Here is a 14,383-nt window from a genome sequence, read left to right on the forward strand (position 1 = left end):
GTCGGGAGTCGGGAGTCGGGAGTCGGGAGTCGGGAGTCGGGAGTCGGGAGTCGGGAGTCGGGAGTCGGGAGTCGGGAGTCGGGAGTCGGGAGTCGGGAGTCGGGAGTCGGGAGTCGTGAGTCGTGAGAAGCGGGAAATGGGGAGATGGGGAGAATTATTTCGACAATAATTGTATATTTTAATACATATTTTTAATAGTTTCTACGTAATGAAAGTACGTACTCGCCCCAAAGTTAAAAACCTACCCTTGTGAGGGAGTGGGGGGAGCTTTCAAGGGTATGTTTTTTACAAAGACGTCAGGTGTGGGGTGTGGGGTGTGGGGTGTGGGGTGTGGGGTGTGGGGTGTGGGGTGTGGGGTGTGGGGGATAAGAAAGCGATGCAGCGCCGACCTGCGGGGGTTTCCCCCTGTTCCCTTGCTGCATCGCTTGTTCGTTGTTTTTCTTTTCCTCTCCCTCTGGGTCGTCCCATGTTTTACCCAAATGTAAAAAACCTACCCCTGTGAGAGTGGAAGAAGTAGTTTGCGATTAAGTTGGTATATAGCATTTACGTAAGCATATGCGCTACGCGCACGCTGCTTGAGGTGCCGGGAGCATGTCACTTATGCAGAACATTTGTACGCTTATTTGGGTAATAGGTAATAGGTAATAGGTAATGGGTAATAGGTAATAGGGGCAGCATCTCACTTATGCATAATATTTTTACATTATCTATAGCCCCCTAATGGGTAATTGCTTGCGCTCATGGGACATAGTACTAATGTTTCAGCAACGCAAGACCTGCTCCCGAACAGCCGTTGGCCGTAGGCCACGCTACTTGAGGTGCCGTCAGTGGTCAGCTTATTTTATTCAAAAGCACCAATCAGTAGCCTGGCCACAGGCCCATAGCTGATAGCTGATAGCTGATAGCTGATAGCTTACGCATTTACAAATAGGTCATGAACAATCTTGCTGATTTATCATAACATCAAAAACTCTTCGGAGCTCTTTCCTGCTGTTCCCTGTTCCCTGTTCCCTTTTCCCTTTTCCTATTAATGCTATGTTTACATCTCAAATAAAAACGCTATACTTAAACACATTGTCTTGATGCAAAGCGCGAGTGGGGAGGGGCTACATCAAGACAATACTTTTACAAGAGGTCTACTGATCAATCTTTCATTCTTAATAATACTTCTTGATTATTAATAAAAATTCTTGATTTTCAATAATAATTAATTCCTCCTTAATCCTTCTTAATAAGTAGGTGAGGTGGGCATAAATAAACCTTAAAACTCAGACTCCAAAAATGAAGCGGGAAGCCTGTATTCAAGGGGTTTTAAGCATTTTGAATGTCAATCGCCATTTTACGGATTAATTAAACCCACTTACTTAATTCACCTTTATGCATTCATACTTTCTACTTAATTCAGCCTTCATCATTCATAATTCTTAAAGAATTTAGCCGCCCTAGGACTTGATTTTCTCCAGTCAAGAAATTATTATTCTCTTCAGAGAACGAAAAAAATAAATGGGTGGCAACTTTAACTGTGCCCCCATCGGTAAGATAGCTGTTTTTGGGTTATTCAGGGTGCCCTTACTTCCATAGTTTGTGGTTGCCAGGTTAAACACGGTGCTTAAAACTCGCTAGGGTCTTGGGTTATCCCAAAACTCGATGATAGGTATGGGTAACTCCAACTAGGAGCCTATAGAGTTAATAACTAAAAAAGACAGGGTTCTAGTGGGTTGAGTGTGCAAATTATCGTTCCAAACTAAACCTATTCGTCAGGAGATTTGCCTCTATGGCACTTATAACAATTAATGATATTCAGGAATCAGAGAGCTTTTTGACTGAGCTCAACCATACACATGTAGCGATGGACGAAATCAACGGTGGTCATCGTTGGGGTCATCGTGGGGGACGGCACTGTCACTGGCGCTGGAAGCCCTGGAAGGGTTGGTTCCGTAAATGCCACCGCCATCACTATCACGGTCGCCATAAGCATGGCCATGGCGGTCACCATTAAAGTATTAATTTGCATCGTCTGGTTTTGGTAATACCACCATTATCCCCCAACTTTGCGGTGCGACCCGTGGCGAATTTAATTCGCCTACGGAAAGCGCACCGGGGGAGACTTTAACTTACTTTTCTCCCCCAGGATTGGGGGTCGCGGAATCATAGCCAGAATCAGCAACCCCTTACTACGGAATATCAGTGCAATACCATTAGGACTCGCGTAAAAATAACCTGAACATTTTTTGTTCTGGAAGCTATATCTCACAAGTTATTTCAGATAAAATTTGTACAACTTATTTTTACATGGCTCCTTAGTGTTTCTTAAAAAGACTAGCACTATCTAGATAGAGAGCTCAAAGGTGTTGGCTAATGACCAAATTGACTTAGAGTTACTCAATGGTAGAGCTACTTGTCACTTCAGGGAATGCTAAAACCCCCTTGACAAGGGCTTATTTTCCTTAACTTGTCACCAATAATGGTGCAATAGAGATCACGGTCAATTTAACTCCAGTCCACACCTACATCATAAATGCACTGGATCCTTAGTGTAGAAAAATTACTCCCCCCAATCTCTTTCAGGGGGGAGTTTCTGTTGAAGGCAGAAGTAATAAGCTCTAAAAACAATCAGCGCCAATCAAGACTGTACCTCATAGCTATGAGAAACGCTATCTAGCCAATCAGCGCCAATCAAGACTGTACCTCATTTATTTGAGAAACCCTAGAATTTTTAGTTTATTCTTCATAATTTATACTTACTTCATAATTAATCCTTCATAATTCATATTTACTTTATATTTTATAATTCATCCGCCCTAGGACTTGATTTTCTCCAGTAAATGAATTATTCTACTCTCCAGAGAACGGAAAAATATAAATGGGTGGCAACTTTAACTGTGCCCCCATCGGTGATATAGCTGTTTTGGCGTTATTCAGGGTGCCCTTACTTCCATAGTTTGTGGTTGCCAGGTTAAACACGGTGCTTAACACTCCCTAGGGTCTTGGGTTATCCCAAAACTCAATTGTAGGTATGGGTAACTCCAAGTAGGAGCCTATAGAGTTAATAACTAAAAAAGAATCTCCAGGATTCTAGTGGGTGGAGTGTGGAAATTTTCGTTCCAAACTAAACCAATTCATCAGGAGATTTTCCTCAATGGCACGTATTGCAATTAATGATATTCAGGAATCAGAGAGCTTTTTGACTGAGCTCAAAGATACAGATGTGGCGATGGACCAAATCAACGGTGGTTTATTCTTTCGTCCGTTCTTTCGTCCGTTCTTTCGTCCGTTCTTTCGTCCGTTCTTTCGTCCGTTCTTTCGTCCGTTCTTTCGTCGTCGCCGACCGAACTAGCTGAATTGAAGTATTAATTTATCAGAGTGGGAGAGTTTGAGAGGGAAAAGAATACCCAGTCCTCTTAGGTCGGGGATCAATATTCCGTCTCAAATAGTGTTAATATAAAAAGTAAGGGTCTCAAAAAAAACTGGGTATTGACCCCACTCAGCTACCTCCGGTGCGGGGGAAAGTCACGCCCTAGGAGAGAACAGCAACGAGCGTTGTTGTGCCTGGGAATCCCCATCCCTCTTCAGGGTGGGGAGGTTCAAATCCTCTGGTTTTGGTAATGCCACCATTATCTCCCAACTTTCGGGGACTTTAAATTACTTTTCTCCCTCAGGATTGGCAGGGCTGTTTCATTGTCGTAAAAGATAGATGGCCAGATCGGTCTAATTTTCGACAAGGGATGCAGCCCAGTCTTGGGGAGCCAGTGCGGTCTTGGGGGTCTTGCCCAAGACCGCATTAGTGTGGTTTACCCCATTTGCGATTGCATCGCTATTCCCTCTTCTCTGTGGCGAGATCCGCTGTTGCGAGATCCGCTGTTCCCTAAAATCCAGGACGAAAGTACCTCATGAGTAACAGAATTGCTATATAGCAATTTTGATTTTGGTGAGGTACAATGCTTATCTTTTTAAGGCAGAGGGCACCCACCCCTAATATCATGTTCGGTTGAATACCCATAATTAATGGAGAGTGTGGGAAGGGTGGGAAGGGTGGGAGGAGATGGGGAGATGGGGAAATGGGGAGATGGGGAGATTTTTATTAAGGGTAATTATCCCGACATGATATTAAAGGCAATCAGCGCCAACAAAGACTGTACCTGATCTATTTTAGAAACGCTAGAATTCATAATTGCTCTTTCACAATTCACCCTTCATAATTCCTCCTTCATAATTCCTAGTTTATCCTTCATAATTTATACTTACTTCATATTTGATAATTCATAATTTATACTTACTTCATATTTGATAATTCATCCGCCCTAGGACTTGATTTTATCCAGTAAATGAATTATTCTACTCTTCAGAGAACGAAAAAAATAAATGGGTGGCAACTTTAATTGTGCCCCCATCGGTAAGATAGCTGTCTTGGCGTTATTCAAGGTGCCCTTACTTACCAAGTTTGTGGTTACCACGATAAATACGGTGCTTAACACTCCCTAGGGTCTTGGGTTATCCCAAAACTCGATGATAGGTATGGGTAACTCCAACTAGGAGCCTATAGAGTTAATAACTAAAAAAGAATCTCCAGGATTCTAGTGGGTGGAGTGTGGAAATTTTCGTTCCAAAGTAAACCAATTCATCAGGAGATTCTCCTAAATGGCACGTATTGCAATTAATGATATTCAGGAATCAGAGAGCTTTTTGACTGAGCTCAACGATACAGATGTGGCTATGGACCAAATCAACGGTGGTTTTGTTGTTCTTTTAGCATTATTGGTCTTACGAAAGCGCAAGGCTAAACATAAGCCCCACCCTAAACATAAGCCCTACCCTACAAACCACCACTGCCCTAAACACTCACACTAATGTGATTGTCACTCCGAGCATCACTCGGATAATCACATTCACTTTGGGCAACACAATCAATAGCTAGCTTATAAAGGCACTGGATGATTAGTGCTCAAAGATTACTCCCCCCAATCTGGTTAAGGGGGGAGTTTTTGTTTAAGGTTTACCTGAGGTTACATAACAGTACAGGGAGCAGGGAGTAGGGAGCAGGGAGCAGGGAGCAGGGAAGAGGGAAGAGGGAAGAGGGAAGAGGGAAGAGGGAAGAGGGAAAAAATCATGTGTACCTCATAGCTATGATAAACGCTATATACATCAAGCAGTCTAGAGGAATTTACTTCAGTTTTTACCCCCGCTTCCCTTTTTAAAAAAAATTCGGTCAAGTTTTGGTTAACGCCAATCCTTGACCGAATTTTTTATTGCAATTTTCAACGCTTCACAGCTTAGCTGCACCTCAAGCCACTAGTAACACCACCGAATCATGTTAGTTGTGCTTTACTTAGCCGGTCAATTGTCGGAATCCAAAACACACTACATTATCCTTGAGACTTGAGGTTTTGTTTTAGCCAGGGATTGGCATCCCTGGCAATTTACTATCTTAATCTAGCTTAATCTAGCAGCACATATCGAATCAAAATACTGATCACCTCTCCAGGATTTTCAGTAGGTTGAGGTGTGCTCCAATCATTCACCTGGGCGTAACCAAGGGCATAAAGTGTAGAAATTGTGTTCCGAACAACTTGGGGAGAACCAATTAACATATGTTTGATTTGTTCCCGTCGTCGCTGTCCCTCACCAGAGGGGTTAGGCACACTAGGCTGGTTGGGATTATCATCAGGGTTGGGGAGGAAGTTTTGATCCATAATGATTCGTTTCCTTTTGCTGAAAATTGCAATATATCTATTGTATATTTTGACGACGTTAATGTCAAATATTTTTTTTAAAATAATTTAAATAACTTAATAGTTGAATTTTAAACAAAATGTTTAATTACTAAGAAATTAGGGAGTCGGGAGTCGGGAATCGGGAATCGGGAATCGGGAGAAGAGTGTGGGAAGTGTGGGAAGTGTGGGAAGTGTGGGGAGATGGGGAAATGGGGAGATGGGGAAATGGGGAGATGGGGAGATGGGGAGATGAAAAGGTGTGGGGAAATGGGGAGATCGGAGTACTTACAAGGGTAGGTTTTTTACAAAGGGGCGAGTAGGTACTTTCATTAAATATAAGCTTCTCCCCATATGTATAAAAATACACAATAAGTTCCGGGAGACTTCTCCCCATATGTATAAAAATACACAATAAGTTCCGGGAGACTTCTTCCCGATTCCCGATTCCCGATTCCCGATTCCCGATTCCCGATTCCCGATTCCCGATTCCCGATTCCCGATTCCCGACCCAAATGTAAAAAACCTACCCCTGTGAGGATCGGAGTAGGGGTGGGGAAAATTGACTGGAGCTGATCACGATTACAGACGCGATCGCATAAATAACCCAGTAGAATCGACATCAGGGGTGGAACTGGCATCAGGGGTGGAACTGGCATCAAGCCAGTTTCAATCTATGGCCTTTGCGGGCAGGATGCCCACTCCACTGATGTTGATCCCAAAATTCACCAATGCCGGGAAAATTCACTGGAGTATTTCACCAACACAAAAGCGATCGCATCGATCACCCAGTAGAACAGGGCTCAGGGGTTTAATAGGTTTTATAGGTGGAGTAGGATTCAGGGGTGGAAATGGCATCAAGCCAGTTTCAATCTATGGCCTTTGCGGGCAGGATGCCCACTCCACTGATGTTGATCCCAAAATTCACCAATGCCGGGAAAATTCACTGGAGTATTTCACCAACACAAAAGCGATCGCATCGATCACCCAGTAGAACAGGGCTCAGGGGTTTAATAGGTTTTATAGGTGGAGTAGGATTCAGGGGTGGAACTGGCATCAAGCCAGTTTCAATCTATGGCCTTTGCAGGCAGGATGCCCACCCCACTAATGTTCATGCCTTGATTCACCAATGCCGGGAAAATTCACTGGAGTATTTCACCAACACAAAAGCGATCGCATCGATCACCCAGTAGAACAGGGCTCAGGGGTTTAATAGGTTTTATAGGTGGAGTAGGATTCAGGGGTGGAACTGGCATCAAGCCAGTTTCAATCTATGGCCTTTGCGGGCAAGATGCCCACTCCACTGATGTTGATCCCAAAATTCACCAATGCCGGGAAAATTCACTGGAGTATTTCACCAACACTTTTGCGATCGCATCTATCAAACACTCCGGAGATCCCAGTCGGGGTGGGGAAAATGGACTGTACCATTTCACCAGCACAAAAGCGTACGCATCTATCAAACCGTCCGGAGTAGCCCTGCATCCCTTCCAGCCACACCACACCCAGTCACCCCAGACTCATGGCTTTCTTAAAAACCTACCCTGATCAGATCTCCCCATCTCCCCGCGCCCCCGCCCCACACTCCCCATCTCCCCATCTCCCCATCTCCCCTACTCCCGACTCCCGACTCCCAACTCCCGACTCCCCAAAGACCGCTTCATTCTTTTTCTCCCAAAAAAAATAAAATAACAAAAGAAAAAACAGCAATAATTATGTCCCGAATTTCCCTAACTAGCCATTTCACTAACTGAATAATAATCACAGATAATTCCAGGCAAACGGCTGGTATGCAAAGGGAAAATGACTAATCTCCAATAACTAATCCCTAAAAGACACGATGCATTTTTAATGTCCCCAACCCTTTGAAAAACCCCTTGCATCCCTAAAAAAAAACACCTAGGATGTAAATGTGATGAGGAACGAACAAACCTCAAACAAAACACAAGCTAAAGCTAAATTCCAGGAGATTTACTAGCAATGATTACTATTTCTGACCTTAATGTTTCTCGCGAAAACTGTTTGACTGAACTGAAAGATGCTGAAATGATGGGTCACATCATCGGTGGATTTTTCTCCTTCGGTTTCAGTAACATCCCAGTTGCCTTCGGTACCCCACTGGCACTCGACTTAAACGATGATGGTACTCTTGCGCCCAATGAAGTCTACCAACCCTTGACTTCACAGTTCGCCTTCACTATTGATTTGCATGACATCTTCAAGAAACACTAACATTAATAGGCTTCCTAAGATGTCTGGTGGACATTAAGATTCAACCACTGTACTGTGGGAGTTTCAAACTAATTTTCACCAGAAGTCTGTAGAGTATTCTGCAGAATAGCCTTCGCTATCTGGAAGTCAGAAGTATGACGGATTAAGGATGAATTTCTTTAATACCAAGGATTTCGACTGATGGCAGCTGGTGAGGGATTTCTGCCGCCCTGGACTCGGGGTAAATGTAAGTAATCAGGGGGAATAAATTTTTATCCCTGATTAGTCAAGAAAACCAATTCACAGGAGATTTACTAGCAATGATTACTATTTCTGACCTCAATGTTTCTCGGGAAAACTGTTTGACTGAACTGAAGGATGCTGAAATGATGGGTCACATCATGGGTGGCTTTATTAAGTTCGGTTTCAGCAACATACCAGTTGCCTTCGGTACCCCACTGGCACTCGACTTAAACGATGATGGTACTCTTGCGCCCAATGAAGTCTACCAACCCTTCGCTTCACGGTTCGCCTTCACTATTGATTTGAGTGACTTCTTCTAGAAACACTAACATTAATAGGCGACCTAAGACCTCTGGTAGAAATTAATCAGACTTTATTTCACCAGAGGTCTGCCGCCCTGGACTTGGGGTAAATCTAATCAGGGCGAAGAATTCTTCGCCCTGATTAGTTAACCAAAGCAATTGGATATTTACCAACTATGATCACTATTTCTGACCTCAATGTTTCTCGGGAAAATTGTTTAACTGAACTGAAGGATGCCGAAATGATGGGTCACATCATGGGCGGCTTTATTAAGATCGGTTTCAGTAACATCCTAGTTGGCTTCGGTCAAAATATAGCATTGGACTTGAACGATGATGGTACCCTTGCACCCACTGAAATCTACCAACCCTTAACAGCAAACTTTAGTGTCACCGCTGATTTGGGCAAACTGTTTGACAGGGTTAAACCCGATCATACCTCAACGGAGGATTGTCCCGAAGATTGGTAGTGCTAAAGATGTAGTGGTTTGGCGAAAATATGGTCAAGGTAATGGGAGCTAAAATCACTACTTGTGTACTACTATATTCGGTTTAACCCATAATTTGTCACCGAAATGCTACTCTTCAAGAAGGCAACGCCAAAGCCCCTACACCAGAGTAAGTGGCGCTTAAAGATAGTATCTTCCTCAAAAGGGGATCGGGTGATGAGAATAAAGTGCTAGGTATAAATGCAACTTGGCATTAAGACAGCTGCGCGTAATTAAAACCTCAAACGTTTTGAATGGTGTGTTTATTTCCGCTCTGCTGTAGAATTATGGTCTGTAATAATTCTGGTGGAAAGTAAAATAAAACCACTGGGTTTTAGACTAATTTTCACCAGATTTTTATATAGTAATTATCATCCTGAACAGGGACATGGCTTATCCTTTTAAGTCAAAAGGCAAAAGGCAAAAGGCAAAAGGCAATATTCAAGAGGGTTTTAAGCGAGCCATATTGGTCTTGGGTGAAACACCCCTTCGCGACTGTATCAAGACCAGAATTAGAGTTTTTTTTATTACCAAAAATTCCTATATACTTTTTTGCCTCTTGCCTCTTGCCTCTTGCCTCTTGCCTCTTGCCTTTCCCTATTGGAAAATGTTGACAACTCAAATCGAAATGCTATATTTACTATCAAGGATTTCCACTGATGGCAGCTGGTGAGGGATTTCTGCCAGCCTGCACTAGGTGGAACGGTGATCAGCGGTAATAAATGTTTCTACTTGATTAGTCAAGGAAACCAATTCACAGCCGATTTACGGTTGAGATTTACTCACTATGATCACTATTTCTGACCTCAATGTTTCTCGGGAAAACGGTTTGACTGAACTAAAGGACCCCCAGATGATGGGTCGCATCATGGGCGGTCGCTTTCAACTAAATGGATTTACAGTCACTATTGGTAATATCCCATTTAGTATAGGTACCCCACTGGCAATCGATTTAAACGGTGATGGTATTATTCAACCCGATGAAGTCTACGTACCCCTATCTGGTACGTTAAGCTTTAGTTTCACTTTCGGAAGGGGTGAATTCCAACGAGACCATAGATCAATGTCTGATTGTTAACTATAGGGTTTTAGGGAGTCGGGAGTCGGGAGTCGGGAGTCGGGAGTCGATAGGGAGGTGTGGGAGATGGGGAGATGGGGAGATGGGGAGATGGGGAGATGGGGAGATGGGGAGTCAGTCGGGAGATTAATCCTAGGGTGGGCAGTGCCTACTAACCCGATGGCCAGCACAGGAATCTGTCTGGTGCACTGCCCACCTTAGTCGGGAGATTAATCCTAGGGTGGGCAGTGCCTACTAACGCGATGGCCAGCACAGGAATTTGTCTGGTGAACTGGCCACCGACATCAACTTGACCGATTAATCCTAGGGTGGGCAGTGCCTAGCAACGGAATTGGCTACATGAACTCTGAAAATGCTATTGCATTTACAAATAAATCATGAAACAAAATACTTATTTCTCATAATACCCAAAAATCGTCGTATCTCTTTCCTAATTTTCCCTATTCCCTATTCCCTATTCCCTATTCCCTATTCCCTATTCCCTATTCCATTTTTCAACTTATATCAAAGCAGGAGGTTTTATACTATGGATGTATTAATAATTCAGTCATTTGCTTTTGCTCCTTATCTAGGAACAGCTGGAGAAATTGCTATTAATGCAGCAGTTGCTGGGAAGAAAACAGGATTTTGTTTTATCTATGTCGATAATCCGGATGACGTTCGATTAATTCCCAAGAGCGGTTCTCAGAAGCTTGCAGGAGTAAGTTGGAAACATAAAGTCTACAAACTTCAAAGCATTTTAAACAACTATGGAGTAAGCATTTTACCGGACGAATTTTTGTCAGAAAAAACTCAGTTAACTATTCAAGACTATGCCCAAAAGGCTCCTCATAGCTTGAGCGAGGTCAGAGCCTACAAGTACAACGACGCTGCTCTGGGTTTATCTACAGTCTCTTCCCTGATATCGCGAACACTATCCTGGGATCCCGATCCTGATGAGCATTATCCACTTATACAAGGATATTTGCGTTCTGCAGCAATGGTTTATGAAAAGGCCAGGGCACTTATTCTCAAGTATAACCCACAGAAAATAATTGCTTTTAGTGGACGATATGCTTGCGTTAAAGGGATCTTTGAGGCAGCTAAACACCTTGGTGTTGAATTTCAATACTATGACCGAGGAGCCACCTATGAGCGATACGAACTCTGTCAGAAGTCGCCTTATGATTATGCCTATATGCGCGAACAGCTACAAATCTATTGGCAACAGGCTGGTATGGATAGAGAAGAGTTAGGACATTCCTATTATCAGCGTAAAAGGCAGGGAGAGGGAATTGGATGGACTAGTTTTACGTCTGAGCAACAACAAGGTCTCGTACCTGAGCGAACGGGCAATCATCGTCAGATTGTCTACTACTCTTCTAGTGATGATGAATGGGCTGCACTTGGGGATTTTGTGAAGCATCCAATTTTTAAGAATCAAAGGGAAGCCGTAAAGTCTCTGCTCACTTGGGTATCTAATCGGATGGACTGTTATTTGACGATTCGAGTCCATCCTCACCTTAAGAAAAAGTCATTAGAAAGCCGCAACTGGTGGAAGTCTTTGACGGGAAAAAATGTCCAGGTTATTCCCCCGGATTCCAAGGTTGACTCCTATGCATTAATGGACTGGGCCGATGTGGTGGTTACCTATGGTTCAACAACTGGTGTGGAAGCGGCTTACTGGGGTAAACCCTCTGTACTTCTGGGGGACAGTGCATACTCTGGCCTGGGGTGTGTTTATGAGCCTAGGTCTGAAGCAGAGGTTTACCAATTACTAGAGAAGGATAAGATCGCACCGTTGCCCCAAGAAGCCTGCTTGCCCTTTGGATATTATAGTTTACGTAAGGGCATAACCTATAAGTATTATAATCCCCATAGTTTATTCTCTGGGGACTTTTTGGGCGAGCCACTGAGCCTAGGAACTACGTTGTATAGAAGTAATCTAATCAAAAGCATAGAAACTCCTACGGCAGGATAAGTACTATAGAGTGTGGGGAGGGTGGGGAGGGTGGGAAGATGGGGAGATGGGGAGATGGGGAGATGGGGAGATGGGGAGATGGGGAGATGGGGCAGCAGAGATTAATCTTCGGGTGGGCAGTGCCTAGCAACGCTATGGCGAGCTTCGGAATCGGTCTGGTGCACTGCCCACCGGACATGAAATACATGAACTTAACTATATGAACTTAACCGATTAATCTTTGGTGGGCAGTGCTTACCAAGGGGATTGACAAGCTTCCTGAATCGGTCTGGTGAACTGCCCACCCTACATCAACTACATGAACTTAACCGATTAATCTTTGGTGGGCAGTGCCTACCAACGGGATTGGCAACCAAATCAATCGGTCTGGTGAACTGCCCACCCTACATCAACTACATCAACTACTCCTTTGGTGGGCAGTGCCTAGGAACGGGATTGGCAACCCAATCAATCGGTCTGGTGAACTGCCCACCCTACATCAACTACATCAACTACATCAACTACTCCTGTTCCCTGTTCCCTGTTCCCTGTTCCCTGTTCCCTGTTCCCTGTTCCCTTTTTCTATCAATCCTATGTTCACATCTCAAATACAAACGCTATCGTATGGATTTATTAGTAATTGAGTCATTTGCCTTTACTCCTCGTTTAGGAACTGCTGGAGAAATTGCGATTAATGCAGCAGTTGCTGGGAAGAATACCGGATTTTCGTTTCTCCATGTGGAGAATCCCGATGACATTCGATTCCTTCCCAATAGACGTTTTCAAAAGTTTGGAAAACGGAGTTGGACACATAAAGTCTCGAAAGTGGAAAGCCTTTTAAGAAACTATGGCGTGACCACTTTACCGGACGAATTTTTGTCAGAAAAAACTCGTTTACAGATCCAAGACTATGTCCAAAATGCTCCTGATCGCTTGAGCGAGCTCAAAGCCTACAAATACAAGGACGCTGCTCTGGGTTTAGCTACAGTCTCTTCCCTGATCTGGCAGACGGGATCCTTGCATCCCGATCCTGATGACTATTATCCACTTATACAACGATTGTTGGGATGTTCAGCAAGTGTTTATGAAAAGGCTCGGGCACTTATTCTCAAGTATAACCCCCAGAAAATAATTGCTTTTAATGGACGATTAGCTTCCGTTAAAGGGATATTTGAGGCAGCTAAACAGCTTGATGTTGAGGTTCAATACTATGAAAAGGGAGCGAATTATATGAAATACGAACTGTTTGATCAGCCCCCTCATGATTTTGCCTATATGCGTGAACATATCCAAACCTATTGGCAACAGGCTGGTATCGATAGAGAAGAGTTAGGACATACCTTTTATAAGAATAGAAGGCAGGGAGAGGGAATTGGATCGACTACGTTTACGTCTGAGCAGCAAAAAGGTCTCGTACCTGGGCAAACCGGCAATCATCGTCAGATTGTCTACTACTCTGCTAGTGATGATGAATATGCTGCCATTGGCGACTTGGTCAAGCATCCAATTTTTAAGAATCAAAGGGAAGCCGTAAAGTCTCTGATCAGTTGGATCTCTAATCAGATGGACTGTTATCTGACCATTAGAGTCCATCCTCACCTTAATAAAAAGTCATTAGAAGACCGCAACTGGTGGAATTCTTTGACGGGAAAAAATGTCCAGGTTATTCCCCCGGATTCAAAGGTTGACTCCTATGCATTAATAGACTGGGCTGATGTGGTGGTTACCTATAATTCAACTATTGGTGTGGAAGCCGCTTACTGGGGCAAACCCTCTGTACTTCTGGGGGACAGTAAATACTCTGGGCTGGGGTGTGTTTATCAGCCTAGGTCTGAAGCAGAGGTGTACACATTACTAGAGAACGATTCTCTAGCACCGCTGCCCCAAGAAACCTGCTTGCCCTATGGATATTATAGTTTATCTCGAGGCATCAAATATAACTATTATAATCCCCATAATTCACTCTTTGGCGACTTTGTGGGTCAGGCACTGGACTAATTCAAGTCTGGTTGAATACCCATAATCTAAGGGAGGGTCGGGAGTCGGGAGTCGGGAGCGGTGCGACCCGTGGCGAATTTAATTCGCCTACGGAAAGCGCACTCCCTGGGAGTCGTCAGAAGATTAATCTTCGGGTGGGCAGTGCCTAGCAACGCTATGGCAAGCTTTGGAATCGGTCTGGTACACTGCCCACCCTACATCAACTACATCAACTTAACTACATCAACTTAACCGATTAATCTTTGGTGGGCAGTGCCTAGCCACCTGATGGCCAGCTTCCGAATCGGTCTGGTGCACTGCCCACCCTACATCAACTTAACTACTACTTAATATCATGTCCGGATAATTAGTGATCAAAAACCATCTCCGATTAAACCTTACTCCTTTACTTCTGCCTTCTGCCTTCTGCCTTCTGC

20 protein-coding genes are annotated in these 14,383 nt (G+C 43.8%); 14 read left to right on the top strand and 6 right to left on the bottom strand.

All coding sequences use genetic code 11. From position 1 onward, the window contains the following. Nucleotides 1–296: 296 nt before the first annotated feature. Nucleotides 297–479, bottom strand: a complete 183-nt coding sequence (locus F6K46_RS07400; RefSeq protein ID WP_293060616.1) for a hypothetical protein — start codon at nucleotides 477–479, stop codon at nucleotides 297–299. 277 nt (nucleotides 480–756) lie between these two features. Between F6K46_RS07400 and F6K46_RS07405 the strand changes: the two genes are divergently transcribed. The 4 genes from F6K46_RS07405 to F6K46_RS07420 all read left to right on the top strand — a co-directional run bounded on the left by F6K46_RS07405 (nucleotide 757) and on the right by F6K46_RS07420 (nucleotide 4,848). After that, entirely contained in the window at nucleotides 757–888 is a 132-nt protein-coding gene (locus F6K46_RS07405; RefSeq protein WP_269086985.1) for a hypothetical protein, read from the top strand. A 2,251-nt stretch (nucleotides 889–3,139) separates the two neighbouring features. Beyond that, nucleotides 3,140–3,337 carry a hypothetical protein gene (locus F6K46_RS07410; protein WP_293060614.1) on the top strand — a complete coding sequence of 66 codons (198 nt, stop codon included), beginning with the start codon at nucleotides 3,140–3,142 and terminating at the stop codon, nucleotides 3,335–3,337. Between the two features lie 401 nt (nucleotides 3,338–3,738). Further along, on the top strand, nucleotides 3,739–3,894 hold the full coding sequence (locus F6K46_RS07415; protein WP_293060613.1) for a hypothetical protein: 156 nt from the start codon (nucleotides 3,739–3,741) through the stop codon (nucleotides 3,892–3,894). A 744-nt stretch (nucleotides 3,895–4,638) separates the two neighbouring features. Continuing rightward, nucleotides 4,639–4,848: a hypothetical protein gene (locus F6K46_RS07420; RefSeq protein ID WP_293060612.1), complete on the top strand. Its 210-nt coding sequence runs from the start codon at nucleotides 4,639–4,641 to the stop codon at nucleotides 4,846–4,848. Nucleotides 4,849–5,435: 587 nt separating this feature from the next. Here the strand turns inward: F6K46_RS07420 and F6K46_RS07425 are convergent. Next, the gene (locus F6K46_RS07425; protein WP_293060608.1) at nucleotides 5,436–5,690 is read right to left on the bottom strand and encodes a hypothetical protein; all 255 of its coding nucleotides are present in this window, start codon (nucleotides 5,688–5,690) and stop codon (nucleotides 5,436–5,438) included. A gap of 194 nt (nucleotides 5,691–5,884) precedes the next feature. Between F6K46_RS07425 and F6K46_RS07430 the strand changes: the two genes are divergently transcribed. Beyond that, on the top strand, nucleotides 5,885–6,031 hold the full coding sequence (locus F6K46_RS07430; protein WP_293060606.1) for a hypothetical protein: 147 nt from the start codon (nucleotides 5,885–5,887) through the stop codon (nucleotides 6,029–6,031). Between the two features lie 9 nt (nucleotides 6,032–6,040). Here F6K46_RS07430 and F6K46_RS07435 read toward each other — a convergent pair whose 3' ends face one another. Beyond that, nucleotides 6,041–6,367, bottom strand: a complete 327-nt coding sequence (locus F6K46_RS07435; protein WP_293060604.1) for a hypothetical protein — start codon at nucleotides 6,365–6,367, stop codon at nucleotides 6,041–6,043. 192 nt (nucleotides 6,368–6,559) lie between these two features. Here F6K46_RS07435 and F6K46_RS07440 point away from each other — a divergent pair, with 192 nt between their 5' ends. Further along, nucleotides 6,560–6,901 carry a hypothetical protein gene (locus F6K46_RS07440; protein ID WP_293116907.1) on the top strand — a complete coding sequence of 114 codons (342 nt, stop codon included), beginning with the start codon at nucleotides 6,560–6,562 and terminating at the stop codon, nucleotides 6,899–6,901. Nucleotides 6,902–7,036: 135 nt separating this feature from the next. Beyond that, nucleotides 7,037–7,243 carry a hypothetical protein gene (locus F6K46_RS07445; RefSeq protein WP_293060600.1) on the top strand — a complete coding sequence of 69 codons (207 nt, stop codon included), beginning with the start codon at nucleotides 7,037–7,039 and terminating at the stop codon, nucleotides 7,241–7,243. Between the two features lie 13 nt (nucleotides 7,244–7,256). Here the strand turns inward: F6K46_RS07445 and F6K46_RS07450 are convergent, their stop codons facing one another. Further along, entirely contained in the window at nucleotides 7,257–7,403 is a 147-nt protein-coding gene (locus F6K46_RS07450; RefSeq protein ID WP_293060598.1) for a hypothetical protein, read from the bottom strand. A 285-nt stretch (nucleotides 7,404–7,688) separates the two neighbouring features. Between F6K46_RS07450 and F6K46_RS07455 the strand changes: the two genes are divergently transcribed. The 5 genes from F6K46_RS07455 to F6K46_RS07475 all read left to right on the top strand — a co-directional run bounded on the left by F6K46_RS07455 (nucleotide 7,689) and on the right by F6K46_RS07475 (nucleotide 10,030). Next, nucleotides 7,689–7,940 (top strand): hypothetical protein, encoded by a 252-nt coding sequence (locus F6K46_RS07455; RefSeq protein WP_293060596.1) that lies wholly within the window; start codon nucleotides 7,689–7,691, stop codon nucleotides 7,938–7,940. A gap of 299 nt (nucleotides 7,941–8,239) precedes the next feature. Next, a complete protein-coding gene (locus tag F6K46_RS07460) occupies nucleotides 8,240–8,482 on the top strand; it encodes a hypothetical protein (protein ID WP_293060594.1) in 243 nt (80 codons plus the stop codon). A gap of 158 nt (nucleotides 8,483–8,640) precedes the next feature. After that, entirely contained in the window at nucleotides 8,641–8,934 is a 294-nt protein-coding gene (locus tag F6K46_RS07465) for a hypothetical protein (protein WP_293060592.1), read from the top strand. Between the two features lie 406 nt (nucleotides 8,935–9,340). Further along, on the top strand, nucleotides 9,341–9,625 hold the full coding sequence (locus tag F6K46_RS07470; protein ID WP_293060590.1) for a hypothetical protein: 285 nt from the start codon (nucleotides 9,341–9,343) through the stop codon (nucleotides 9,623–9,625). Between the two features lie 114 nt (nucleotides 9,626–9,739). Next, entirely contained in the window at nucleotides 9,740–10,030 is a 291-nt protein-coding gene (locus F6K46_RS07475) for a hypothetical protein (protein WP_293060588.1), read from the top strand. Here F6K46_RS07475 and F6K46_RS07480 read toward each other — a convergent pair. Beyond that, nucleotides 10,027–10,200, bottom strand: coding sequence for a hypothetical protein (locus F6K46_RS07480; protein WP_293060586.1), 174 nt, complete (start codon nucleotides 10,198–10,200; stop codon nucleotides 10,027–10,029). The genes F6K46_RS07475 and F6K46_RS07480 overlap by 4 nt on opposite strands. 182 nt (nucleotides 10,201–10,382) lie before the next feature. On the opposite strand from F6K46_RS07480, the gene F6K46_RS07485 reads away from it, so the two are divergent. Beyond that, nucleotides 10,383–11,990 carry a hypothetical protein gene (locus F6K46_RS07485; RefSeq protein WP_293060584.1) on the top strand — a complete coding sequence of 536 codons (1,608 nt, stop codon included), beginning with the start codon at nucleotides 10,383–10,385 and terminating at the stop codon, nucleotides 11,988–11,990. A 246-nt stretch (nucleotides 11,991–12,236) separates the two neighbouring features. Further along, the gene (locus F6K46_RS07490) at nucleotides 12,237–13,967 is read left to right on the top strand and encodes a hypothetical protein (RefSeq protein WP_293060582.1); all 1,731 of its coding nucleotides are present in this window, start codon (nucleotides 12,237–12,239) and stop codon (nucleotides 13,965–13,967) included. 26 nt (nucleotides 13,968–13,993) lie between these two features. On the opposite strand, the gene F6K46_RS07495 is transcribed toward F6K46_RS07490, so the two are convergent. Beyond that, entirely contained in the window at nucleotides 13,994–14,119 is a 126-nt protein-coding gene (locus tag F6K46_RS07495; RefSeq protein ID WP_293116910.1) for a hypothetical protein, read from the bottom strand. Between the last annotated feature and the right edge of the window lie 264 nt (nucleotides 14,120–14,383).

Source organism: Moorena sp. SIO3E8, assembly GCF_010692445.1.
GTDB lineage: Bacteria > Cyanobacteriota > Cyanobacteriia > Cyanobacteriales > Coleofasciculaceae > Moorena > Moorena bouillonii.

Bases quoted from the DNA above. Each gene is read 5' to 3' on its own strand.
- F6K46_RS07420 (WP_293060612.1), top strand. From the start codon at position 4,639: ATGGCACGTATTGCAATTAATGATATTCAGGAATCAGAGAGCTTTTTG.
- F6K46_RS07455 (WP_293060596.1), top strand. From the start codon at position 7,689: ATGATTACTATTTCTGACCTTAATGTTTCTCGCGAAAACTGTTTGACT.
- F6K46_RS07485 (WP_293060584.1), top strand. From the start codon at position 10,383: ATGCTATTGCATTTACAAATAAATCATGAAACAAAATACTTATTTCTC.
- F6K46_RS07460 (WP_293060594.1), top strand. From the start codon at position 8,240: ATGATTACTATTTCTGACCTCAATGTTTCTCGGGAAAACTGTTTGACT.
- F6K46_RS07435 (WP_293060604.1), bottom strand. From the start codon at position 6,367: ATGCCAGTTCCACCCCTGATGCCAGTTCCACCCCTGATGTCGATTCTA.
- F6K46_RS07465 (WP_293060592.1), top strand. From the start codon at position 8,641: ATGATCACTATTTCTGACCTCAATGTTTCTCGGGAAAATTGTTTAACT.
- F6K46_RS07440 (WP_293116907.1), top strand. From the start codon at position 6,560: ATGGCATCAAGCCAGTTTCAATCTATGGCCTTTGCGGGCAGGATGCCC.
- F6K46_RS07405 (WP_269086985.1), top strand. From the start codon at position 757: ATGTTTCAGCAACGCAAGACCTGCTCCCGAACAGCCGTTGGCCGTAGG.
- F6K46_RS07410 (WP_293060614.1), top strand. From the start codon at position 3,140: ATGGCACGTATTGCAATTAATGATATTCAGGAATCAGAGAGCTTTTTG.
- F6K46_RS07425 (WP_293060608.1), bottom strand. From the start codon at position 5,690: ATGGATCAAAACTTCCTCCCCAACCCTGATGATAATCCCAACCAGCCT.
- F6K46_RS07445 (WP_293060600.1), top strand. From the start codon at position 7,037: ATGCCGGGAAAATTCACTGGAGTATTTCACCAACACTTTTGCGATCGC.
- F6K46_RS07475 (WP_293060588.1), top strand. From the start codon at position 9,740: ATGATCACTATTTCTGACCTCAATGTTTCTCGGGAAAACGGTTTGACT.
- F6K46_RS07470 (WP_293060590.1), top strand. From the start codon at position 9,341: ATGGCTTATCCTTTTAAGTCAAAAGGCAAAAGGCAAAAGGCAAAAGGC.